The sequence below is a fragment of the uncultured Aggregatibacter sp. genome (assembly GCF_938046485.1).
Taxonomy (GTDB): domain Bacteria; phylum Pseudomonadota; class Gammaproteobacteria; order Enterobacterales; family Pasteurellaceae; genus Aggregatibacter.
Map to the genome: position 1 here is coordinate 1 of NZ_CALIWN010000036.1, position 15,638 is coordinate 15,638.

General features: G+C 42.7%; 13 protein-coding genes and 3 pseudogenes. 9 read left to right on the forward strand and 7 right to left on the reverse strand.

All coding sequences use genetic code 11. The features are described 5' to 3' along the window. Positions 1–110: 110 nt before the first annotated feature. Positions 111–662, reverse strand: coding sequence for a transposase (locus Q0203_RS04720; RefSeq protein ID WP_297929923.1), 552 nt, complete (start codon positions 660–662; stop codon positions 111–113). A gap of 217 nt (positions 663–879) precedes the next feature. Between Q0203_RS04720 and Q0203_RS04725 the strand changes: the two are divergent. Next, positions 880–1,110: pseudogene (locus Q0203_RS04725) on the forward strand (helix-turn-helix transcriptional regulator); the annotation flags it as partial. An 88-nt stretch (positions 1,111–1,198) separates the two neighbouring features. Next, a complete protein-coding gene (gene aldA / locus Q0203_RS04730) occupies positions 1,199–2,644 on the forward strand; it encodes an aldehyde dehydrogenase (protein ID WP_297929924.1) in 1,446 nt (481 codons plus the stop codon). An 82-nt stretch (positions 2,645–2,726) separates the two neighbouring features. Here the strand turns inward: aldA and Q0203_RS04735 are convergent. Further along, positions 2,727–3,491: pseudogene (locus Q0203_RS04735) on the reverse strand (IS3 family transposase); the annotation flags it as partial. Then, positions 3,437–3,798: pseudogene (locus Q0203_RS04740) on the reverse strand (transposase). The pseudogenes Q0203_RS04740 and Q0203_RS04735, both read right to left, overlap by 55 nt. Before the next feature lie 197 nt (positions 3,799–3,995). Between Q0203_RS04740 and Q0203_RS04745 the strand changes: the two are divergent. The 4 genes from Q0203_RS04745 to Q0203_RS04760 all read left to right on the forward strand — a co-directional run bounded on the left by Q0203_RS04745 (position 3,996) and on the right by Q0203_RS04760 (position 7,481). Next, entirely contained in the window at positions 3,996–5,396 is a 1,401-nt protein-coding gene (locus Q0203_RS04745; protein ID WP_297929928.1) for an outer membrane protein transport protein, read from the forward strand. A gap of 69 nt (positions 5,397–5,465) precedes the next feature. Continuing rightward, positions 5,466–6,005 carry a methylated-DNA--[protein]-cysteine S-methyltransferase gene (locus Q0203_RS04750; RefSeq protein WP_297929930.1) on the forward strand — a complete coding sequence of 180 codons (540 nt, stop codon included), beginning with the start codon at positions 5,466–5,468 and terminating at the stop codon, positions 6,003–6,005. Then, positions 6,002–6,670: a DNA mismatch repair endonuclease MutH gene (mutH, locus tag Q0203_RS04755; protein WP_297929932.1), complete on the forward strand. Its 669-nt coding sequence runs from the start codon at positions 6,002–6,004 to the stop codon at positions 6,668–6,670. The genes Q0203_RS04750 and mutH overlap by 4 nt, the downstream gene beginning before the upstream one ends. 64 nt (positions 6,671–6,734) lie before the next feature. Beyond that, a complete protein-coding gene (locus Q0203_RS04760) occupies positions 6,735–7,481 on the forward strand; it encodes a TerC family protein (RefSeq protein ID WP_297929934.1) in 747 nt (248 codons plus the stop codon). 196 nt (positions 7,482–7,677) lie between these two features. Here the strand turns inward: Q0203_RS04760 and proB are convergent, their stop codons facing one another. After that, positions 7,678–8,784, reverse strand: coding sequence for a glutamate 5-kinase (gene proB / locus Q0203_RS04765; protein ID WP_297929935.1), 1,107 nt, complete (start codon positions 8,782–8,784; stop codon positions 7,678–7,680). Positions 8,785–8,947: 163 nt separating this feature from the next. On the opposite strand from proB, the gene Q0203_RS04770 reads away from it, so the two are divergent. Both Q0203_RS04770 and Q0203_RS04775 read left to right on the forward strand, forming a co-directional pair. Beyond that, positions 8,948–9,733 (forward strand): threonine/serine exporter ThrE family protein, encoded by a 786-nt coding sequence (locus Q0203_RS04770; protein ID WP_297929937.1) that lies wholly within the window; start codon positions 8,948–8,950, stop codon positions 9,731–9,733. 1 nt (position 9,734) lies between these two features. Next, positions 9,735–10,199, forward strand: coding sequence for a threonine/serine exporter family protein (locus Q0203_RS04775; protein ID WP_297929939.1), 465 nt, complete (start codon positions 9,735–9,737; stop codon positions 10,197–10,199). 163 nt (positions 10,200–10,362) lie between these two features. On the opposite strand, the gene Q0203_RS04780 is transcribed toward Q0203_RS04775, so the two are convergent. The 3 genes from Q0203_RS04780 to Q0203_RS04790 form a co-directional block, all read right to left on the reverse strand. Continuing rightward, positions 10,363–10,710: a NirD/YgiW/YdeI family stress tolerance protein gene (locus tag Q0203_RS04780; protein ID WP_297929941.1), complete on the reverse strand. Its 348-nt coding sequence runs from the start codon at positions 10,708–10,710 to the stop codon at positions 10,363–10,365. 171 nt (positions 10,711–10,881) lie between these two features. Beyond that, positions 10,882–13,530 carry a PqiB family protein gene (locus Q0203_RS04785; RefSeq protein ID WP_297929943.1) on the reverse strand — a complete coding sequence of 883 codons (2,649 nt, stop codon included), beginning with the start codon at positions 13,528–13,530 and terminating at the stop codon, positions 10,882–10,884. After that, on the reverse strand, positions 13,490–14,776 hold the full coding sequence (locus tag Q0203_RS04790) for a paraquat-inducible protein A (RefSeq protein WP_297929944.1): 1,287 nt from the start codon (positions 14,774–14,776) through the stop codon (positions 13,490–13,492). Before Q0203_RS04790 ends, Q0203_RS04785 begins: the two co-directional genes overlap by 41 nt. Positions 14,777–14,991: 215 nt before the next feature. Between Q0203_RS04790 and proQ the strand changes: the two genes are divergently transcribed. Then, positions 14,992–15,609: an RNA chaperone ProQ gene (gene proQ, locus Q0203_RS04795; protein ID WP_297929946.1), complete on the forward strand. Its 618-nt coding sequence runs from the start codon at positions 14,992–14,994 to the stop codon at positions 15,607–15,609. Positions 15,610–15,638 lie beyond the last annotated feature (29 nt).

The following is a 15,638-nucleotide window of genomic DNA, read 5'->3' on the forward strand; positions in this document are numbered from 1 at the left end:
CATAATCCTGTTCGGTGACGAGTTTGATAATTTTCAAACGAAATTGATAAGAGTAGGACATAATCTGCACCTCAAATTAGGTGTCCAGGTTTTGGGGTGCAGATCACTTTTTAGCTAAGCAGATCAATATTTAAAACAGAATCAACCGCATGCCAATAATTTTTCGCACTGCTATATTTCCAATCCTGTGGCTCAGACACAAACCCGCTCACCACCGGATTTTGATGAATATAGTCTAACTTTTCGTTGAAAAATTTATCGGAATGAATTTCGATGGGTTGGTTGTGGTGTTGCCAGAATTGATAGTGAGTGACATTGGAGTTTTTTGTTCCTGCCCTTTTGAACATCCACAACAACCATTCTTTACGGCTTTCTTGTTGATTATCGCGAATTAAATTCACCAGATTCGTTGCTGTAAATTTCTTTAAATCTCTTATCAGCGCCGATGGATTCTCTTTTTTAGCTTGAAATAATAAATAAACATGGCTAGACATTATGCAATATCCATAAATCAGCATTCCACGCTCTTTTCGAAAGAATGATAACGCTTGAATCATCAGTTCAAAATAGGATTCTCGAATAAAAACATCAATCCAATATACGGTTGCAAAACTAACAAAATAGATTCCTTCTTTATTATTAAATTTATATTTTCTGCTCATTACACACCTCAAAAGTAGACAACATAATTAGCAGAAAATATAAATTCAACAATAAAACACTCATCTTGGAACTCAGATCGCAAAACAAAATTAATTTCTATAAATAAAGATAGCACATTCTATACTGCCGGAATAACGCTGGCGCGCGTCTCCCTACGCGTGCCTAAATTCAAAGCATAAAAAAGCACGCGTCAGGAGACGCGCGCTATCGTTGGGGCTATCGAATATGTCACGCGCTAATTTTTGTCGTGTATTTCAGCAGCAACTGGGTTTACCGCCTGCAAAATTTTTAACTAAAATTCGGTTGCAACAAGCAGCTTATTTACTGAAGAGCACGCAAAAAAGTGTGCTGGAAATTGCATTAGCTGTCGGTTATCAAACAGAAGCACATTTTTCTAAAGCGTTTAAAAGTGCTTATCAGCGTTCACCAAGTCAATATCGTAAATAACGAATGTTGATTTCCGTGATCTATTTCACATTCTTTTCACAAATATAACATTAGAATAACGGCATCATTCACACAAAAGGAGAAAAGAATGGGCACACTCAAAATGTATATCAATGGTGAATTTGTAGAATCTAAAAGCGGTAATACTTTTGAAGTATTTAACCCAGCCACTGAAGAAGTCATTGCCGTAGTAACTAAAGGAACAGCAGAAGATGCAAGAACGGCAATTGATTATGCTGAACAGGCACAACTGGCTTGGGAAAAATTACCTGCAATCGAACGTGCAGGCTATTTACGTAAAATTGCTTCAGGCATTCGCGAAAGATCGGAAGAAATTGCACGTACCATTTCAGCTGAAATGGGCAAAGTTTTACCGCTTGCCCGCGTTGAAGTTAACTTTACCGCAGACTATATGGATTATATGGCAGAATGGGCACGCCGTTATGAAGGCGAAATCGTCCAAAGTGACCGTCCAAATGAACATATTTTTATCTACAAAAAACCTATTGGTGTAACAACCGGTATTTTACCGTGGAACTTCCCATTCTTTTTAATCGCTCGCAAAATGGCGCCAGCATTGGTTACGGGGAATACCATTGTGGTAAAACCAAGTGTGGATTCGCCAATTAACGCAGTTTTATTTTCTGAAATTGTTCATCAAGTGGGTTTACCAAAAGGTGTGTTCAACGTTGTTCATGGCTCTGGTGGCGAAATCGGTTATGAGCTTTCAGCCAATCCAAAAGTCGGCTTAGTTTCATTAACAGGAAGTGAGCCTGCTGGTCGTAAAGTCATGGAAGCAGCAAGCCAAAACATTACTAAAGTTAACCTTGAATTAGGCGGAAAAGCGCCTGCAATTGTATTTGCAGATGCTGATTTAGATTTAGCCGCGAAAGCTATTGTTGCCTCTCGTGTGATTAACAGCGGACAGGTATGTAACTGTGCAGAACGTATTTATGTTCAACGTGAAGTAAAAGAAGCCTTTACTGAAAAATTAGTGGAACTGATGAAAAAAGTTCGCTTTGGTGATCCATTAGCCGATGAGAGTTTAGACATGGGGCCAATGGTGAATCTCCAAGGTCAACAACATGCTCAAAAAATGGTAGATGAAACCATTAAAGCGGGTGGTAAGCTCTTGCTTGGCGGAAAAGCTGTTCAAGGTAAAGGGCATTATTTTGAGCCAACAGTCATTGCTGATGTGAGCAATGATATGGCGATTTTACGTGAAGAAATTTTCGCACCAGTGATTCCAGTTGCTACCTTTGATACAGTTGATGAGGTAATTCAATTAGCGAATGATTGTGAATATGGCTTAACTTCTTCGGTTTATACGCAAAACATCAATAAAGCAATGAAAGTGATTTCTCGCTTAAAATTTGGTGAAACCTATGTTAACCGTGAAAACTTTGAAGCAATGCAAGGTTTCCACGCTGGTTGGCGCAAATCAGGTATTGGTGGTGCAGACGGTAAACATGGTTTAGAAGAGTACCTCCAAACTCACGTGGTTTATCTCCAATACGATCAAGAGATTAACTAATAGTGACATGATCTGCTCCCAAAAGTTGGACAGGTTAGTTAACTTAAATATTGAGCTCGGTATTGCACTGGGCTCAATCCTTTTAAACCAAGTTTAATTCAGCAATTGAATGATAAGTCCGAGAGTAAAAACACTCTGATTTTAGTATCGCAAAAAAGCTTTCAATCACCGCATTATCGTAGCAATTTCCTCGGCGGCTCATACTTTGAACCGCTTTACCTTCCAACATTTTCTCCCATTCCGCCGAGCCATACAATACACCTTGGTCGCTATGAATAATCGGGCATTCTGTCGGTTTAAGCCGACTAAGCCCTTGTTCTAACATCTTTTTTACCAATGAAAACTTCGGGCGTGTCGCAAAGTTATAGGCAATAATTTCTCGGTTAGCCAAATCCATCAACGGTGAAAAATAGAGCTTTTCTTGCCCAACCTGAAACTCGCTAACATCGGTTACCCATTTTTGATTGAGTGCCGTTGCTGTAAAGTCACGATTAAGCAAATTCGGGGCAATATGCGATGTTTTTCCACGTTTTCCATGTCTTTTCTTGCGTAAAATGGAATGAATACCTAACTCGTTCATCAGCTTTAACACCGTTTTATGATTCAAATTAAAACCCATTTGGCGTAATTTAAACGTCATGGGGCGATAACCATCTCGTTTTCTGTTCTTTTTATACAGCGATAAGATAGTCTCTTTTACCTCGTGATAATTTCGCTTAATCTCTTTATCGTAAAAGCTTAAGCGAGGCATTTTAGCCACATGAAGTAAATCATTTAACGCATGGTCTTGCTTCAATCTTTCAATGATTTTTCTTTTTTCTGTCGTTGTTTTTGACGGTCTAGCGCAGATAAGCAATCTCCGCTCGAGCCAAGGCAAGCTCTCGTTGTAACTTTTTAAACGCTTTAGGTGAAAAGTCTGTGGTTTCCGGGATTTCAATGTCTTTCTTTTTCATTTTTGACTTCACTATTTTCGGTGTTTGAAGGTTTGTATAAGGCGATTTTACGCCATCAAGCCCTCTTTCCCGAAATGCTTTTAGCCAATAAATGACGAGAGAATGGGAAATTTGATGAAGTTTAGCCACCTCACGGATACCATAATCCTGTTCGGTGACGAGTTTGATAATTTTCAAACGAAATTGATAAGAGTAAGACATAATCTGCACCTCAAAATAGGTGTCCAGGTTTTGGGGTGCAGATCACTTTTCCTGCCTGACTGGTCTGAACACTTTATAAAAATCGAAAAGAACATTGCTCCCTCTCCCTGCCTTTCTTAGAATGACCAACTTTTAAAATAACAACCAATAAACTTTGACCAGACGCCACCTTCGGGCAGGCAAAAAAAGGGAATAAAATGACAACAAGCAAATTGACAAAAACACTCCTCTCTACACTTCTTCTTGGTGCCGCAACCGGCGCATCTGCTGCCGCATTCCAATTAGCAGAAGTTTCCACCTCCGGTTTAGGTCGTGCTTATGCCGGTGAAGCGGCAATGGCAGATAACGCCTCCGTGGTTGCCACCAACCCGGCATTAATGAATCTCTTCAAACAAAATGCCTTTTCTGCCGGCGGTGTTTACGTGGATTCTCGCATTCACATGAGAGGCCCGGTGCGTGCCAACGTACTCGGTGTTGAGGTCGCACAAGGTTCAGCCAATCACAAAAGCGTTGTACCCGGTTCGTTTATTCCGAATATGTATTTTGTTTCACCAGTTAACGATAAATTCGCTATCGGCGCCGGCATGAACGTGAACTTCGGCTTAAAAAGTGAATATGAAGATGGCTATGATGCCGGGCTTTTTGGTGGGAAAACTGATTTAACAGCCATTAATTTAAATCTCAGTGGCGCTTATCGAATGACTGAAAATTGGAGTGCCGGTTTAGGATTAAACGCGATTTACGCTAAAGCCAAAGTGGAACGCACCGCCGGTATTTTAGACACCGCCATCGATAATGTACGCACCAGCCCGGCATTACAACGACAACTTGCCGCAAGAGCCGCAGCTGCAGGTTTGCCACCAACAGGTTTAATGGCTCGTCTTGGCGGATTAGGCGCACAAATTAATAAAGACACCTTGCTCACGCACTTACAAGACAAATCCGCTTGGGCATTTGGTTGGAATGCGGGTTTACTTTATCAATTCGATGAAAAAAATCGCATTGGTCTCGCTTATCACGCCAAAGTAGATATTGATTTTAAAGATAACAATGCCATCAGTTACGCACCACGTGGCACTTCTGCTTATGTCGGCGAAGGCGGACTGACGTTACACTTGCCAAGCTATTGGGAACTGTCCGGTTTCCACCAGCTGACCGATAAATTGGCGTTGCATTATAGTTACAAATACACGCAATGGCACCGCCTAAAAGATCTCCATGCGACCTATAACAACGGTCAAGTGGCGTTCCACAAAGAAGAAGGCTATCGTAATAACTCACGCTTCGCGTTGGGAACAACCTATGATTTAACCGAGCAGTTAACCCTACGCGCAGGGGTAGCTTATGATAAGAGTGCCGCCGGAGAACATCATTCCGCTTCTATCCCGGATACCGACCGCACTTGGTATAGCGTGGGTGCGACTTATAAATTCACACCGAATTTTGACGTAGATTTCGGTTATGCTTACCTACACGGGAAAAAACTTAACTTTAAAGAAACACAAAGCTTAGCTAATGGCTTGGTTATGGTTGAGGCTGATTATCGTTCAAAAGCGTCCGCCAACCTTTACGGTTTAAACCTCAATTACCGTTTCTAATCGGCATAAAAATTCCGCATAATATAAGCGTACTTCGGTACGCTTTTATTTTTTGAAACAGAGAAAAATATGACCGCACTTTTTTACCGTTATTACGCCTCGCCCATCGGCAAATTGCTGATGCTATCCGATGGCAAGTTTTTGACGCATTTAGATTGTGAACTGGAACAATTTGCGCCCAATCCAAAATGGCAGGAAAACAACGAGTTGCCTTTGTTTGCACAAGTGTGCGAGGCGCTGGATCGCTATTTTAACGGGGAACCGGAACGTTTTGATGACATTCCGCTAGCTCCACAAGGCACGGCGTTTCAGCAACGCATCTGGCAAGCGCTCCGCCAGATTGGCTATGGCGAAACCAGCAGTTACGGTGAGTTAGCCAAACGTATTGACAACCCCAATGCCGTGCGTGCGGTGGGTGGCGCAGTCGGAAGCAACCCGATCAGTATTATCATTCCTTGCCATCGTATTTTAGGCAAAGACGGAACACTGACCGGATTCGGTGGTGGCTTAGTCGCTAAACGTTTTCTGCTCCAGCTGGAAAACATCCCTTATATTGATAAAGGCAAAGAAACCGTTAAACCTCGTTTTTTCAAGAAGTATCACCAATGATCCCAAAAACGACTGAAGAACTTCTTTCCCGTGCGCAAGCCATTGCCGGACTCAGTTTTGGCGAGTTAGCGACACAACTCGGCATTCCCGTGCCACCGGATTTAAAACGTGATAAAGGCTGGGTGGGTATGCTGCTTGAAACAGCGTTGGGTGCAACGGCAGGCAGCAAAGCGGAACAGGACTTCCGCCATTTAGGGATTGAGTTAAAAACGATCCCCATTAATGCGCAAGGCTATCCTTTGGAAACCACGTTCGTGAGTCTTGCCCCTCTCATCCAAAATAGTGGTGTGAATTGGCAAAATTCCCATGTGCGCCATAAGTTGTCGCGCGTGCTTTGGATTCCCATAGAAGGAAGTCGCTCTATTCCCTTGGCAGAACGCCGCATCGGTACGCCGATTCTCTGGCAACCTAGCGAACAGCAAGAACACCAACTACAACGAGACTGGGAAGAACTCATGGATTACATCGTGCTAGGTCAACTGGATAAAATTAATGCGCGTTTAGGCGAAGTCTTGCAACTCCGCCCAAAAGGCGCGAATAGTAAGTCCTTAACCAAAGGTATCGGCAAAAATGGCGAAATTATCGATACCCTTCCTCTCGGTTTTTACTTGCGTAAAGCATTTACCCACGAAATTCTGCAACAATTTGTGCAGCAGAGCATTTAGCCTCTTTTCATTTCATCGCCAACGCTATATGATTGCGCACCCATTTGTATTTTAAGGAAACATTATGTTTGAATGGCTATTAAGCCCTGAGGCGTTAGTCGCCTTATTTACCCTTGCAGCATTAGAAATCGTATTGGGTATCGACAACATTATTTTAATCAGCATTCTTGTTGCCAAATTACCGGAAAAACAACGTCAACCGGGGCGTATTATCGGGTTAGGTCTGGCAATGGGAACACGTATCCTACTTTTATTAACACTTTCTTGGATGATGCGACTTACTGAGCCGCTCTTTGAGATTCTGGGCAAAGGCGTTTCCGGCCGTGATTTGATTCTCTTCTTTGGTGGTTTATTCTTGATCGTCAAAAGTATGAATGAAATTCGCGAAGCGATGGTGCCACATAAGGAAGAGGCACATCATGAAAGCCATAAGAAAGTGAGTTTTATCGGCGTATTGATTCAAATTGCCTTGCTGGACATCGTCTTCTCACTCGACTCCGTGATTACAGCGGTGGGTATGGTCAATCAAATTGGCATTATGGTCAGCGCCATTATTATCGCCGTGGGCATGATGATGTTTGCCGCAAAACCCATCGGGGATTTTGTGGAAAGCCACCCGACCTTCAAAATTTTAGCGTTGACCTTTTTGATCCTCATTGGGGTAACCTTAATCATTGAAAGTGCCGGTATTCATGTTCCTAAAGCGTATATTTATTTTGCTATGGGCTTTTCTGTGCTGGTGGAATCACTGAACACAAAAATGCGCAAAAACCTCGCAAAACAAAAATCAAATTCATCCTCTATAGAGTAAAAATACGATGAAAAAAGTGCGGTAAAAAATTACCGCACTTTCTCTTAAATCAACGCCTTTAACACCTTTGGCTCCTATTCAATTACGCAATGTAACGAGCCACATGGAATACGACACATCAAGTACATCACATAGGGCATAACGGCATAAAATACCATCAAATCCATAGAAAAGTGCGGTCAACGTTGATCGCATTTTACAGAACAATCATATCATCACGATGTACTGCTACTGCGCCATACTCATAGCCTAAAATGTTTTCGATATCTTGCGAATGTTTGCCTTTGATAAGCTCTAACGCATCGCTATTATAACGTGGCATACCCAGAGCAATATCCTTGCCTGATCGCGTGCGAATACGCACCACTTCACCACGGGAGAAACGTCCGCTAACTTCGACGATACCTGCCGGCAATAAGGATTTATGCTGAATTAACACCGCACTTTCAGCGCCGTCATCCACCACCAACACGCCGGCCGAGGGTGCCGCAAATAACCACTGTTTACGGCTTTCCAAACGATCCGCCTGCACGGTGAATTTCGTACCAATCGCCTGATCATAGGCCAAATCGACAATCACATTGGCTTGGTTACCCGGTGCAATAATGGTTTCAATGCCGGAGCGGGTGGCAACATCTGCCGCCGCGATTTTCGTGGACATTCCGCCTGTGCCTAAATTCGTCCCGCTACCACCGGCAATAGAACGAATATGATCGGTGATTTTATCCACCACAGGAATTAATTTCGCTTGCGGGTTTTTACGCGGGTCGCTGTCAAATAACCCTTGCTGATCCGTGAGCAAATAAAGCTGCTCTGCTTGCACTAAAATCGCTACCAATGCCGATAAATTATCGTTATCCCCGACTTTAATTTCCGCCGTTGCCACCGCATCATTTTCGTTGATGACCGGAATAATCTGATTATCTAACAGCGCCTGCAATGTATCGCGAGCATTCAAAAAACGTTCGCGATCTTCAATATCAGCGCGGGTGAGCAACATCTGTCCGATGTGAATGTCATAAATCGCAAATAATTTTTCCCAAGTTTGGATGAGCTGGCTCTGCCCCACTGCCGCCAATAATTGCTTAGAGGCCACTGTCGGTGGCAACTGCGGATGATTCAAATAATGACGCCCCGCCGCAATAGCGCCGGAGGTGACGATCACCAAGCGAAAACCGGCTTGATGTAATTGCGCAAGTTGGCGCACAATTTCCATCATATAAGCCAAATTCAATTTTGGGGAACCTTGGGTTAATGTGCTGGTACCAAATTTCACGACAATCGTTTTATGATGATGTTGCATACTGACTCCTCATTGAAAATACGTTTAAGTTAGCATAAATCCTAAAATTTATCTAAAAATCACACCGCACTTTTGCGCCTGTTTTGAAGGGATTTCATTAACCGTTTTTTTGTTTTATGAGAAAGGTCTATAATGCTATGCGTTTATTTTAGGTCGATTCATTATGACAAAAGAAAATATCACGCACGAAGATCAACGGGAAATCACGCGTTTATGCGTGCAAACGGCGCTGTTATTACTACAACATGGTGCGGAAAGCACCGTCGTGGCGCAAATGGCACAACGACTCGGCTTGGCATTAGGGGTTGAAAGCGTAGAATGCGCCCTCACGGCTAATGCTGTCATTATTACCACTTTGGCGAACAACCACTGCATCACGACCACCCGTAAAAACAGCGACAAAGGCATTAATATGCAAATGGTGACGGACGTTCAACGCATCGTAATTTCTGCCGAACATAAAATATACAACCTGCACATGGTCAGGAAGAAGCTCAAACAACTCAAGCCATTAAAATATAACCGTTATTTCGTACTCTTGATGATTGGCTTATCCTGCGCCTCTTTTGCCCATTTATCGGGTGGTGATGCACTCATTTCGCTCATTACCTTCATCGCTGCCTCGGTTGCCATGTTTGTGCGACAAGAATTATCCAAACGGCATTACAATCCGATCATCGTCTTTGCTGTCACTGCTTTTGTTGCCTCACTTCTTGCCGGCCTTAGCCTAAAATATCAACTTGGTAATGACCCACAAATCGCTTTGGCTTCCAGCGTGTTGTTACTGGTGCCGGGCTTTCCGCTCATCAATTCTTTGGCAGATATTTTAAAAGGGTATGTGAACATGGGGATCGGGCGTTGGGCAATCGCCACTATTCTCACTTTCGGCGCTTGTCTCGGCATTGTGTTTGCCTTAAGCGTACTCAACATCACCACTTGGGGACATTAAGATGGATTGGTTACTGCTATTATTGGACGATATGTTTTTTGCCGCGATTCCGGCGGTGGGGTTTGCCTTGGTGTTTAATGTGCCACCGAAAGCATTAAAATATTGCGCCCTACTCGGGGCTTTGGGGCACGTAACGCGCACCGTTCTCATGCATGGCGATATTCCTATTGTTTTCGCCACCTTGGTGGGTGCCGCATTAATCGGTTTTATCGGCGTGCATTTGTCTCATCGTTATCTGGCACATCCGAAAGTGTTTACTGTCGCGGCCATTATTCCCATGATTCCCGGCGTACAAGCATACAAAGCAATGATTGCCATCGTACAAATTCACCATTACGGCTTTTCCAACGCTTTATTTGAACAAATGATCGCTTCTTTTATTAACACGACCTTTATTCTCGGCGCGTTAGTTTTCGGCTTAGCCTTACCGGGTTTACTGTTCTATCGGGAAAAACCCGTAGTATAAAAAAATCGTGGTATAAAAACTGTAGTATAAAAAACCGTGGTATAAAAACTTGAGAAATAACAACCGCACTTTCATTGTTACATCACGCAGGAAAAACGCTTTAAAAGTGCGGTCGGTTTAATGGCAGTTTACATCCAATCAATGCCAGGGTAACACCGTAGCATTATTGAATTTTTTGAATTTGATGCACATCGATCGTGGTGGGCATGATAAAACCTTTATCAACAGCCCCTTCAATGCGGACACGATCGTTTGGCGTAATATTGATACCGTTCCAAGCATAATCACCCACACCTACCTTAATTTCCCCCGTTGCATCGCGAAAAATAAATTCGTCATCATCAATTTGGCGAACCAATCGTCCCTCTAGCGCTACAACAGAATGCGCCTCCATGGACTTGACGGCCTGCACCGTCACCAAACAACTATCCAACTCATTCACATTCCGAAAACCGGCAAACAGGTCTGAGGAGACCATCAGCAAGGTTGTGAGTGTGATTGCATGTTTCATAAGTACTCCAGAAATAAAAATAAAGAAAAATAAAACAAAAAAAGAAAACCTCTTAGCTAATCCCTAGCTAAGAGGTCGGACATTATAAAAAGAAAATTGGGAAAAATCTTCCGATTTTCTTACCTTTTACTTAATTTACACAACCTAACAAAAAGCTGATATTTCTACACATTATTGAGCCGGTAAGGCACCTTGATTCCACTTTTGTGCATCCGTCGGACGTTTTACTTGCAACAAGAAATGCTGATTCGCCTTCGCTTGTGCCTGCACAACTGTGCCTGATGGCGTAGAGAAAGAGATTCCACCTTTCAGCAATTGTTGTACGCTGCCGGTATTGAATTGTGCGCCGCCGATAAGACTCAGGCTAAAGTCATAGCCGGAGGCGATCCAAAACTCAGAATTTTGACGAACTAAATGCTGATATTTCGGTGCAATAAGCACATGGATCAAGACCCGATCACCCAACGTATTCAATTCGAGGTTTTTAATCGTCCCCACTTCTACCCCACGATACATAATAGGCGATCCTGCTGTGATATTCAGTGCATCATTGGTTTCTAGCACAAGCGGTAACCCGTTGGTATATTTGATGTTATTGTTAACCGCTTGGCTGAGAGCAAATTGGGTTTTGGTTTTACCGGCGCCCACTTCCACATCAATATAAGGTTGCAACAGGCTATCGATATTCTCAATGCCGCCGGCAGAAATCTTCGGTGAAATCACGTTAAAACGGGATCCTTCCTTAGCAATCAACCCCATGTAATTTGGATGAATCAACGCTTTAGCAATAATTTTGTGACTCTTTTGATCAAGTTGAACACTCTCAATTTCCCCAATATTTAGCCCAAGATAGCGCAATGCCATGCCTTTGCTGAGGTTGGTGGCATCCTCTGCCGTTAATATGATTTGTTGACCGGCTGATTTCGCGCGCAATTCATTTGGATAAAGGGTGTGATTATTTTTACCGCCACTATTATCAAAACTGATTGCGCCTTTGAGTGAGCGTGCCACCGGTGCAGCCTGAATACTAATGCCTTTTGGCGTGATATCAATTTGCGCCGCACTTTCCACCCAGAATACGCTTTTCTCTGTTAACAAATGCTGATATTTCGGATAAATAAACACATCCACCGCAAAGTTTTGGGTTTGTGGACGGATGTCTAAAATTTTTCCGACTTCATACTGACGATAAAGCACTAAAGAGCCCTTATTAATACTCGGCAAATTCGTGGTGTTTAAAGTAATTGTCGGTTTCGGTTGTGAATCGGTAATCCCGGCTTCCGCATTGGTTAAATCACTGTAAAGCGCATAAGTGTCTTTCGGATGGCTTTGCGTTTTACCGGCAATTACGCGAATACCGCCTTGTAGCCATTTTTCCGGCGTTGCCGCTTCAAAGCGTAAACCATCAATGCCGATAGTCACATCAAAATTCGATGCCGCGACAAAGAGAGTATCACCATGAATTAAATGACGATATTCGCCGGCAATCGCCACTTTAAATTTCACGCCATCGGTCTCAATATATTGCGCCACAATTTCACCGATTTGGATATTATTATACATCAACGGCTGCCCTTCGCTCACGCCATAAGTTTCCGGTGCGGTGAGCGTGAGTACCAAGGTGTTAGGCTGTTTTAGCAACAGTTCGCTTTCTTTAGTAACATCAAACGCCATTTTGCTGTCACCGTTTCCCGGCAAGACTTCAAAATATTTTCCACGCAGTAGCTTTTGGATATTCGTTAAATCAGCCAGCCCCGGCTTTTTCTCGCGTAGCACAATATTAGAACCACTCTTAAATAAATCCGCCAAGTTCGGTTCAATGAGCAATGAACCACTGAGCATTTCATCGTTATCTTCCACCGCACTTAATTTCGACAAGACACCGATTTCCATGTTTTGGTAATACACGCGGGTTTTACCCTCTTCCAATCCGGCGGTATTGGGAATATTGACATCAATATTGATACCACGTTTCGCCGCTTGTAAATTAGAATAAAGGGTATATTTTTCATTCATATCCGCCTTAGCGCTTTCATTTGGCGAATCAAAAGCAACCGCGCCTTGAACCACGGAATTTAAACTGTCCATGTTTACATTTAAACCTGAAACACCGAGGCTCGCACTAATGCCGCTAATATTCCAAAAACGGCTGTCTTTTTTCACAAATTTGGCATAAGGCTTATCAATGACCACATCAATTTCCACTTTTTTTCCGTCTTCAGAGAAATGATAGTCATAGATTTTACCGACCGGCATTTTTTTATAATAAATAGATGCGCCAATAGAAATGGAACCCAAATCTTCCGAAACCAAATGAATCAACAAATCACCGGGATTGAGTTGGGCAATCGGCCCTTCCGTTTCCGCAACAAATTTATGTTCCGAATCCCCATCACCGGGTTGCAACGTAATGTAGTTACCGGAGACTAACGCATCCAAACCGGAAATACCGGCCAAAGAAGCACTTGGCTTCACCAACCAAAATTTGGTGTTTTTACGGAGAACGCTTTTGGCTTCGGGATAAATATTGGCGACCACATCCACTTTCTGCAAATCATTGGTGAAATTCACTTTCTTCACCACGCCGATCTGCAATCCTTGATAACGAATCTGCGTTTTCCCCGCAACAATGCCATCACCACTGGAAAAGGTGATTCGAATGCTAATCCCCTGTTCTTGCACAATCTGGAAGAACAAAACGGCGCCGATACATAAAGCGATAAAAGGAAGTAACCAGAAAGGTGAAATTCGTTTACTTTGACGAACTTTTGCCACAGCTTCAGTTTCCGGCATGGAGGTGTTTTGCTTGTTGTTTGTCATAGATTTCCCAAATTAAGCGGCTGTCAAATTGTTCCGCTGCAACCATTGTTAAAAATACAGCAGCACCGAAATAAAAGGCAGCCGTACCCACAGAAAAATCAATAATTTGTCCGCGCGTAACCAAGGACATCATTAATGCTAATACGAATAAATCCAACATAGACCAACGGCCGACAAAATGCACAAGATGTAATAAACGCATTTGCCAACGAATGGAATGTTTGAGCTTAAAATGCACGCAAATCAGCAAATATAACATAATCAAGACTTTGCTAATCGGCACAAAAATACTGGCGATAAAGACGATAAAGGCGATGAAATAGCTTCCCATTTCCATAAAGCCCATCACACCTGACATCAGCGTATCTGCACTAGGCGCACCGTTTAAATAAACCACCGACATTGGCAATAAATTAGCGGGGAATAGCATGATAATACCGGCAAGTAATAATGCCCACGTGCGTTGCAATCGAATAGAAGGGGGAATGTCGATTTGTGACAAACAGCGAGGACAGATATCTCGCCCCTTACGATCAGATAACGGATCAATAAAGCTATACTGGCAAGCATGACAATAGCGCAAATCCTCTGCCTTCGTGAGTTCATTCACGCCTTTGCTTTGAGGATAGAAATCGTTCCACACTTCGGTCGGGTTAATTTTAATAAACAGTAATGTGGTTAAAAGTGCGGTGAAAACAAAAGCAATTAAATAGACATCCAATTGTAACGTGGCATATTCGCGCACTTTAAAAATACTCACACCTAAAGCCACCAAATACACGTCAAACATTACCCAAGGTTTGATATAGCCAAGAGAAATTAACAAATTGCGTGGCTGAATTTTCATCATTTTGGATAACTGCAATAAAATGACCAACAATGCAAAAACAATGGGCATAAAAACGGCACAAATAAAAATTAAAAACGCCGTATATGAAAATCCTTGGGTCGCCATTTTCCACACGCCCAACCAAACCGAGGCATCGATTTTTTCTCCAAGCAAATCAATGCTAAGTAATGGATACGTTAATGCAAAAGGCATGAGAATTAATATTGAAATGGCAATAATCGCGCAGCGCTTTAAACTCCAACCTCCACTGGTGTACAAAACATGGTGACAGCGTGGGCACACCGCACTTTGCCCCTGTTGCAAGGTGGAAATTTTAACCACAGCATTACAACCACCACAACGGACGATGCGGTAGAAATTCGCATTGGCAAAATTCACAGAAGAAGTTGCTGTCATGAGTAAGATGATCCAAGGGCTAAAAGAGAACGTATTCTACACTGTATTTCCATGCTTTTGTATGTATTCGCTGCATTTTCTAAATAAGTGCGGTCATTTTTAACCATGTTTTTTTATTTATCAAGCCGGAAATCGATTATTAATTGTCATTTTTTCTGAAAGTGAGCTAAACTATGGTGAGTTTTTCTACTTAAAAATCGATGCAGGATTTCATTATGACCGAAGTACAAAAGTTAACGAATAACAAAGAAATTATTGCTTATTTAGCGGAAAAATTTCCGCGTTGTTTTTCAATCGAGGGCGAAGCAAAACCATTAAAAATCGGCTTGTTTCAAGATCTCAGCGAAGCATTAAAAGACGATGAGCGCGTCAGCAAAACCCAACTACGCCAAGCCTTACGCCAATACACGTCCAATTGGCGTTATTTATACGGCTGTCGCGCCGGCACTGTACGCGTAGATTTAAACGGAAATCCTGCCGGCGAATTGGAGCAAGAACACGCTGAACACGCCGCAAAACAATTGGACGAAGCCAAAGCAGCTGTTGCACAAAAACGTGCGGCAGAAAGAGCAGCGAAAGGCGAAGTTGAGAAAAAAGACGCACCACGTCGCCATAAACGTACCACCAAACCAAGCGAAAGACCTGCCCGTAAACCTAAAACAACATTAAATAATGTGGATATGACCTCACTCCAAAAAGGTCAACACGTGAAAGTAAAAGTCGGTGAACGTGCGCAAAGTGCTGTGGTGTTAGCATTTTCTAATGAAACCGCCCGTGTAGAATTAGATAATGGTGTCGTCATCAACATCACCGCTGATCGTTTATTTGCCTAGTTTAGATTTCAATAGAGTTATCTTGCCGG

Coding starts and splice junctions, on each gene's coding strand:
- Q0203_RS04775 (WP_297929939.1), top strand. CDS start 9,735: ATGGATTGGTTACTGCTATTATTGGACGATATGTTTTTTGCCGCGATT.
- Q0203_RS04780 (WP_297929941.1), bottom strand. CDS start 10,710: ATGAAACATGCAATCACACTCACAACCTTGCTGATGGTCTCCTCAGAC.
- proB (WP_297929935.1), bottom strand. CDS start 8,784: ATGCAACATCATCATAAAACGATTGTCGTGAAATTTGGTACCAGCACA.
- Q0203_RS04770 (WP_297929937.1), top strand. CDS start 8,948: ATGACAAAAGAAAATATCACGCACGAAGATCAACGGGAAATCACGCGT.
- Q0203_RS04790 (WP_297929944.1), bottom strand. CDS start 14,776: ATGACAGCAACTTCTTCTGTGAATTTTGCCAATGCGAATTTCTACCGC.
- Q0203_RS04720 (WP_297929923.1), bottom strand. CDS start 662: ATGAGCAGAAAATATAAATTTAATAATAAAGAAGGAATCTATTTTGTT.
- Q0203_RS04750 (WP_297929930.1), top strand. CDS start 5,466: ATGACCGCACTTTTTTACCGTTATTACGCCTCGCCCATCGGCAAATTG.
- mutH (WP_297929932.1), top strand. CDS start 6,002: ATGATCCCAAAAACGACTGAAGAACTTCTTTCCCGTGCGCAAGCCATT.
- proQ (WP_297929946.1), top strand. CDS start 14,992: ATGACCGAAGTACAAAAGTTAACGAATAACAAAGAAATTATTGCTTAT.
- Q0203_RS04785 (WP_297929943.1), bottom strand. CDS start 13,530: ATGACAAACAACAAGCAAAACACCTCCATGCCGGAAACTGAAGCTGTG.
- Q0203_RS04760 (WP_297929934.1), top strand. CDS start 6,735: ATGTTTGAATGGCTATTAAGCCCTGAGGCGTTAGTCGCCTTATTTACC.
- Q0203_RS04745 (WP_297929928.1), top strand. CDS start 3,996: ATGACAACAAGCAAATTGACAAAAACACTCCTCTCTACACTTCTTCTT.
- aldA (WP_297929924.1), top strand. CDS start 1,199: ATGGGCACACTCAAAATGTATATCAATGGTGAATTTGTAGAATCTAAA.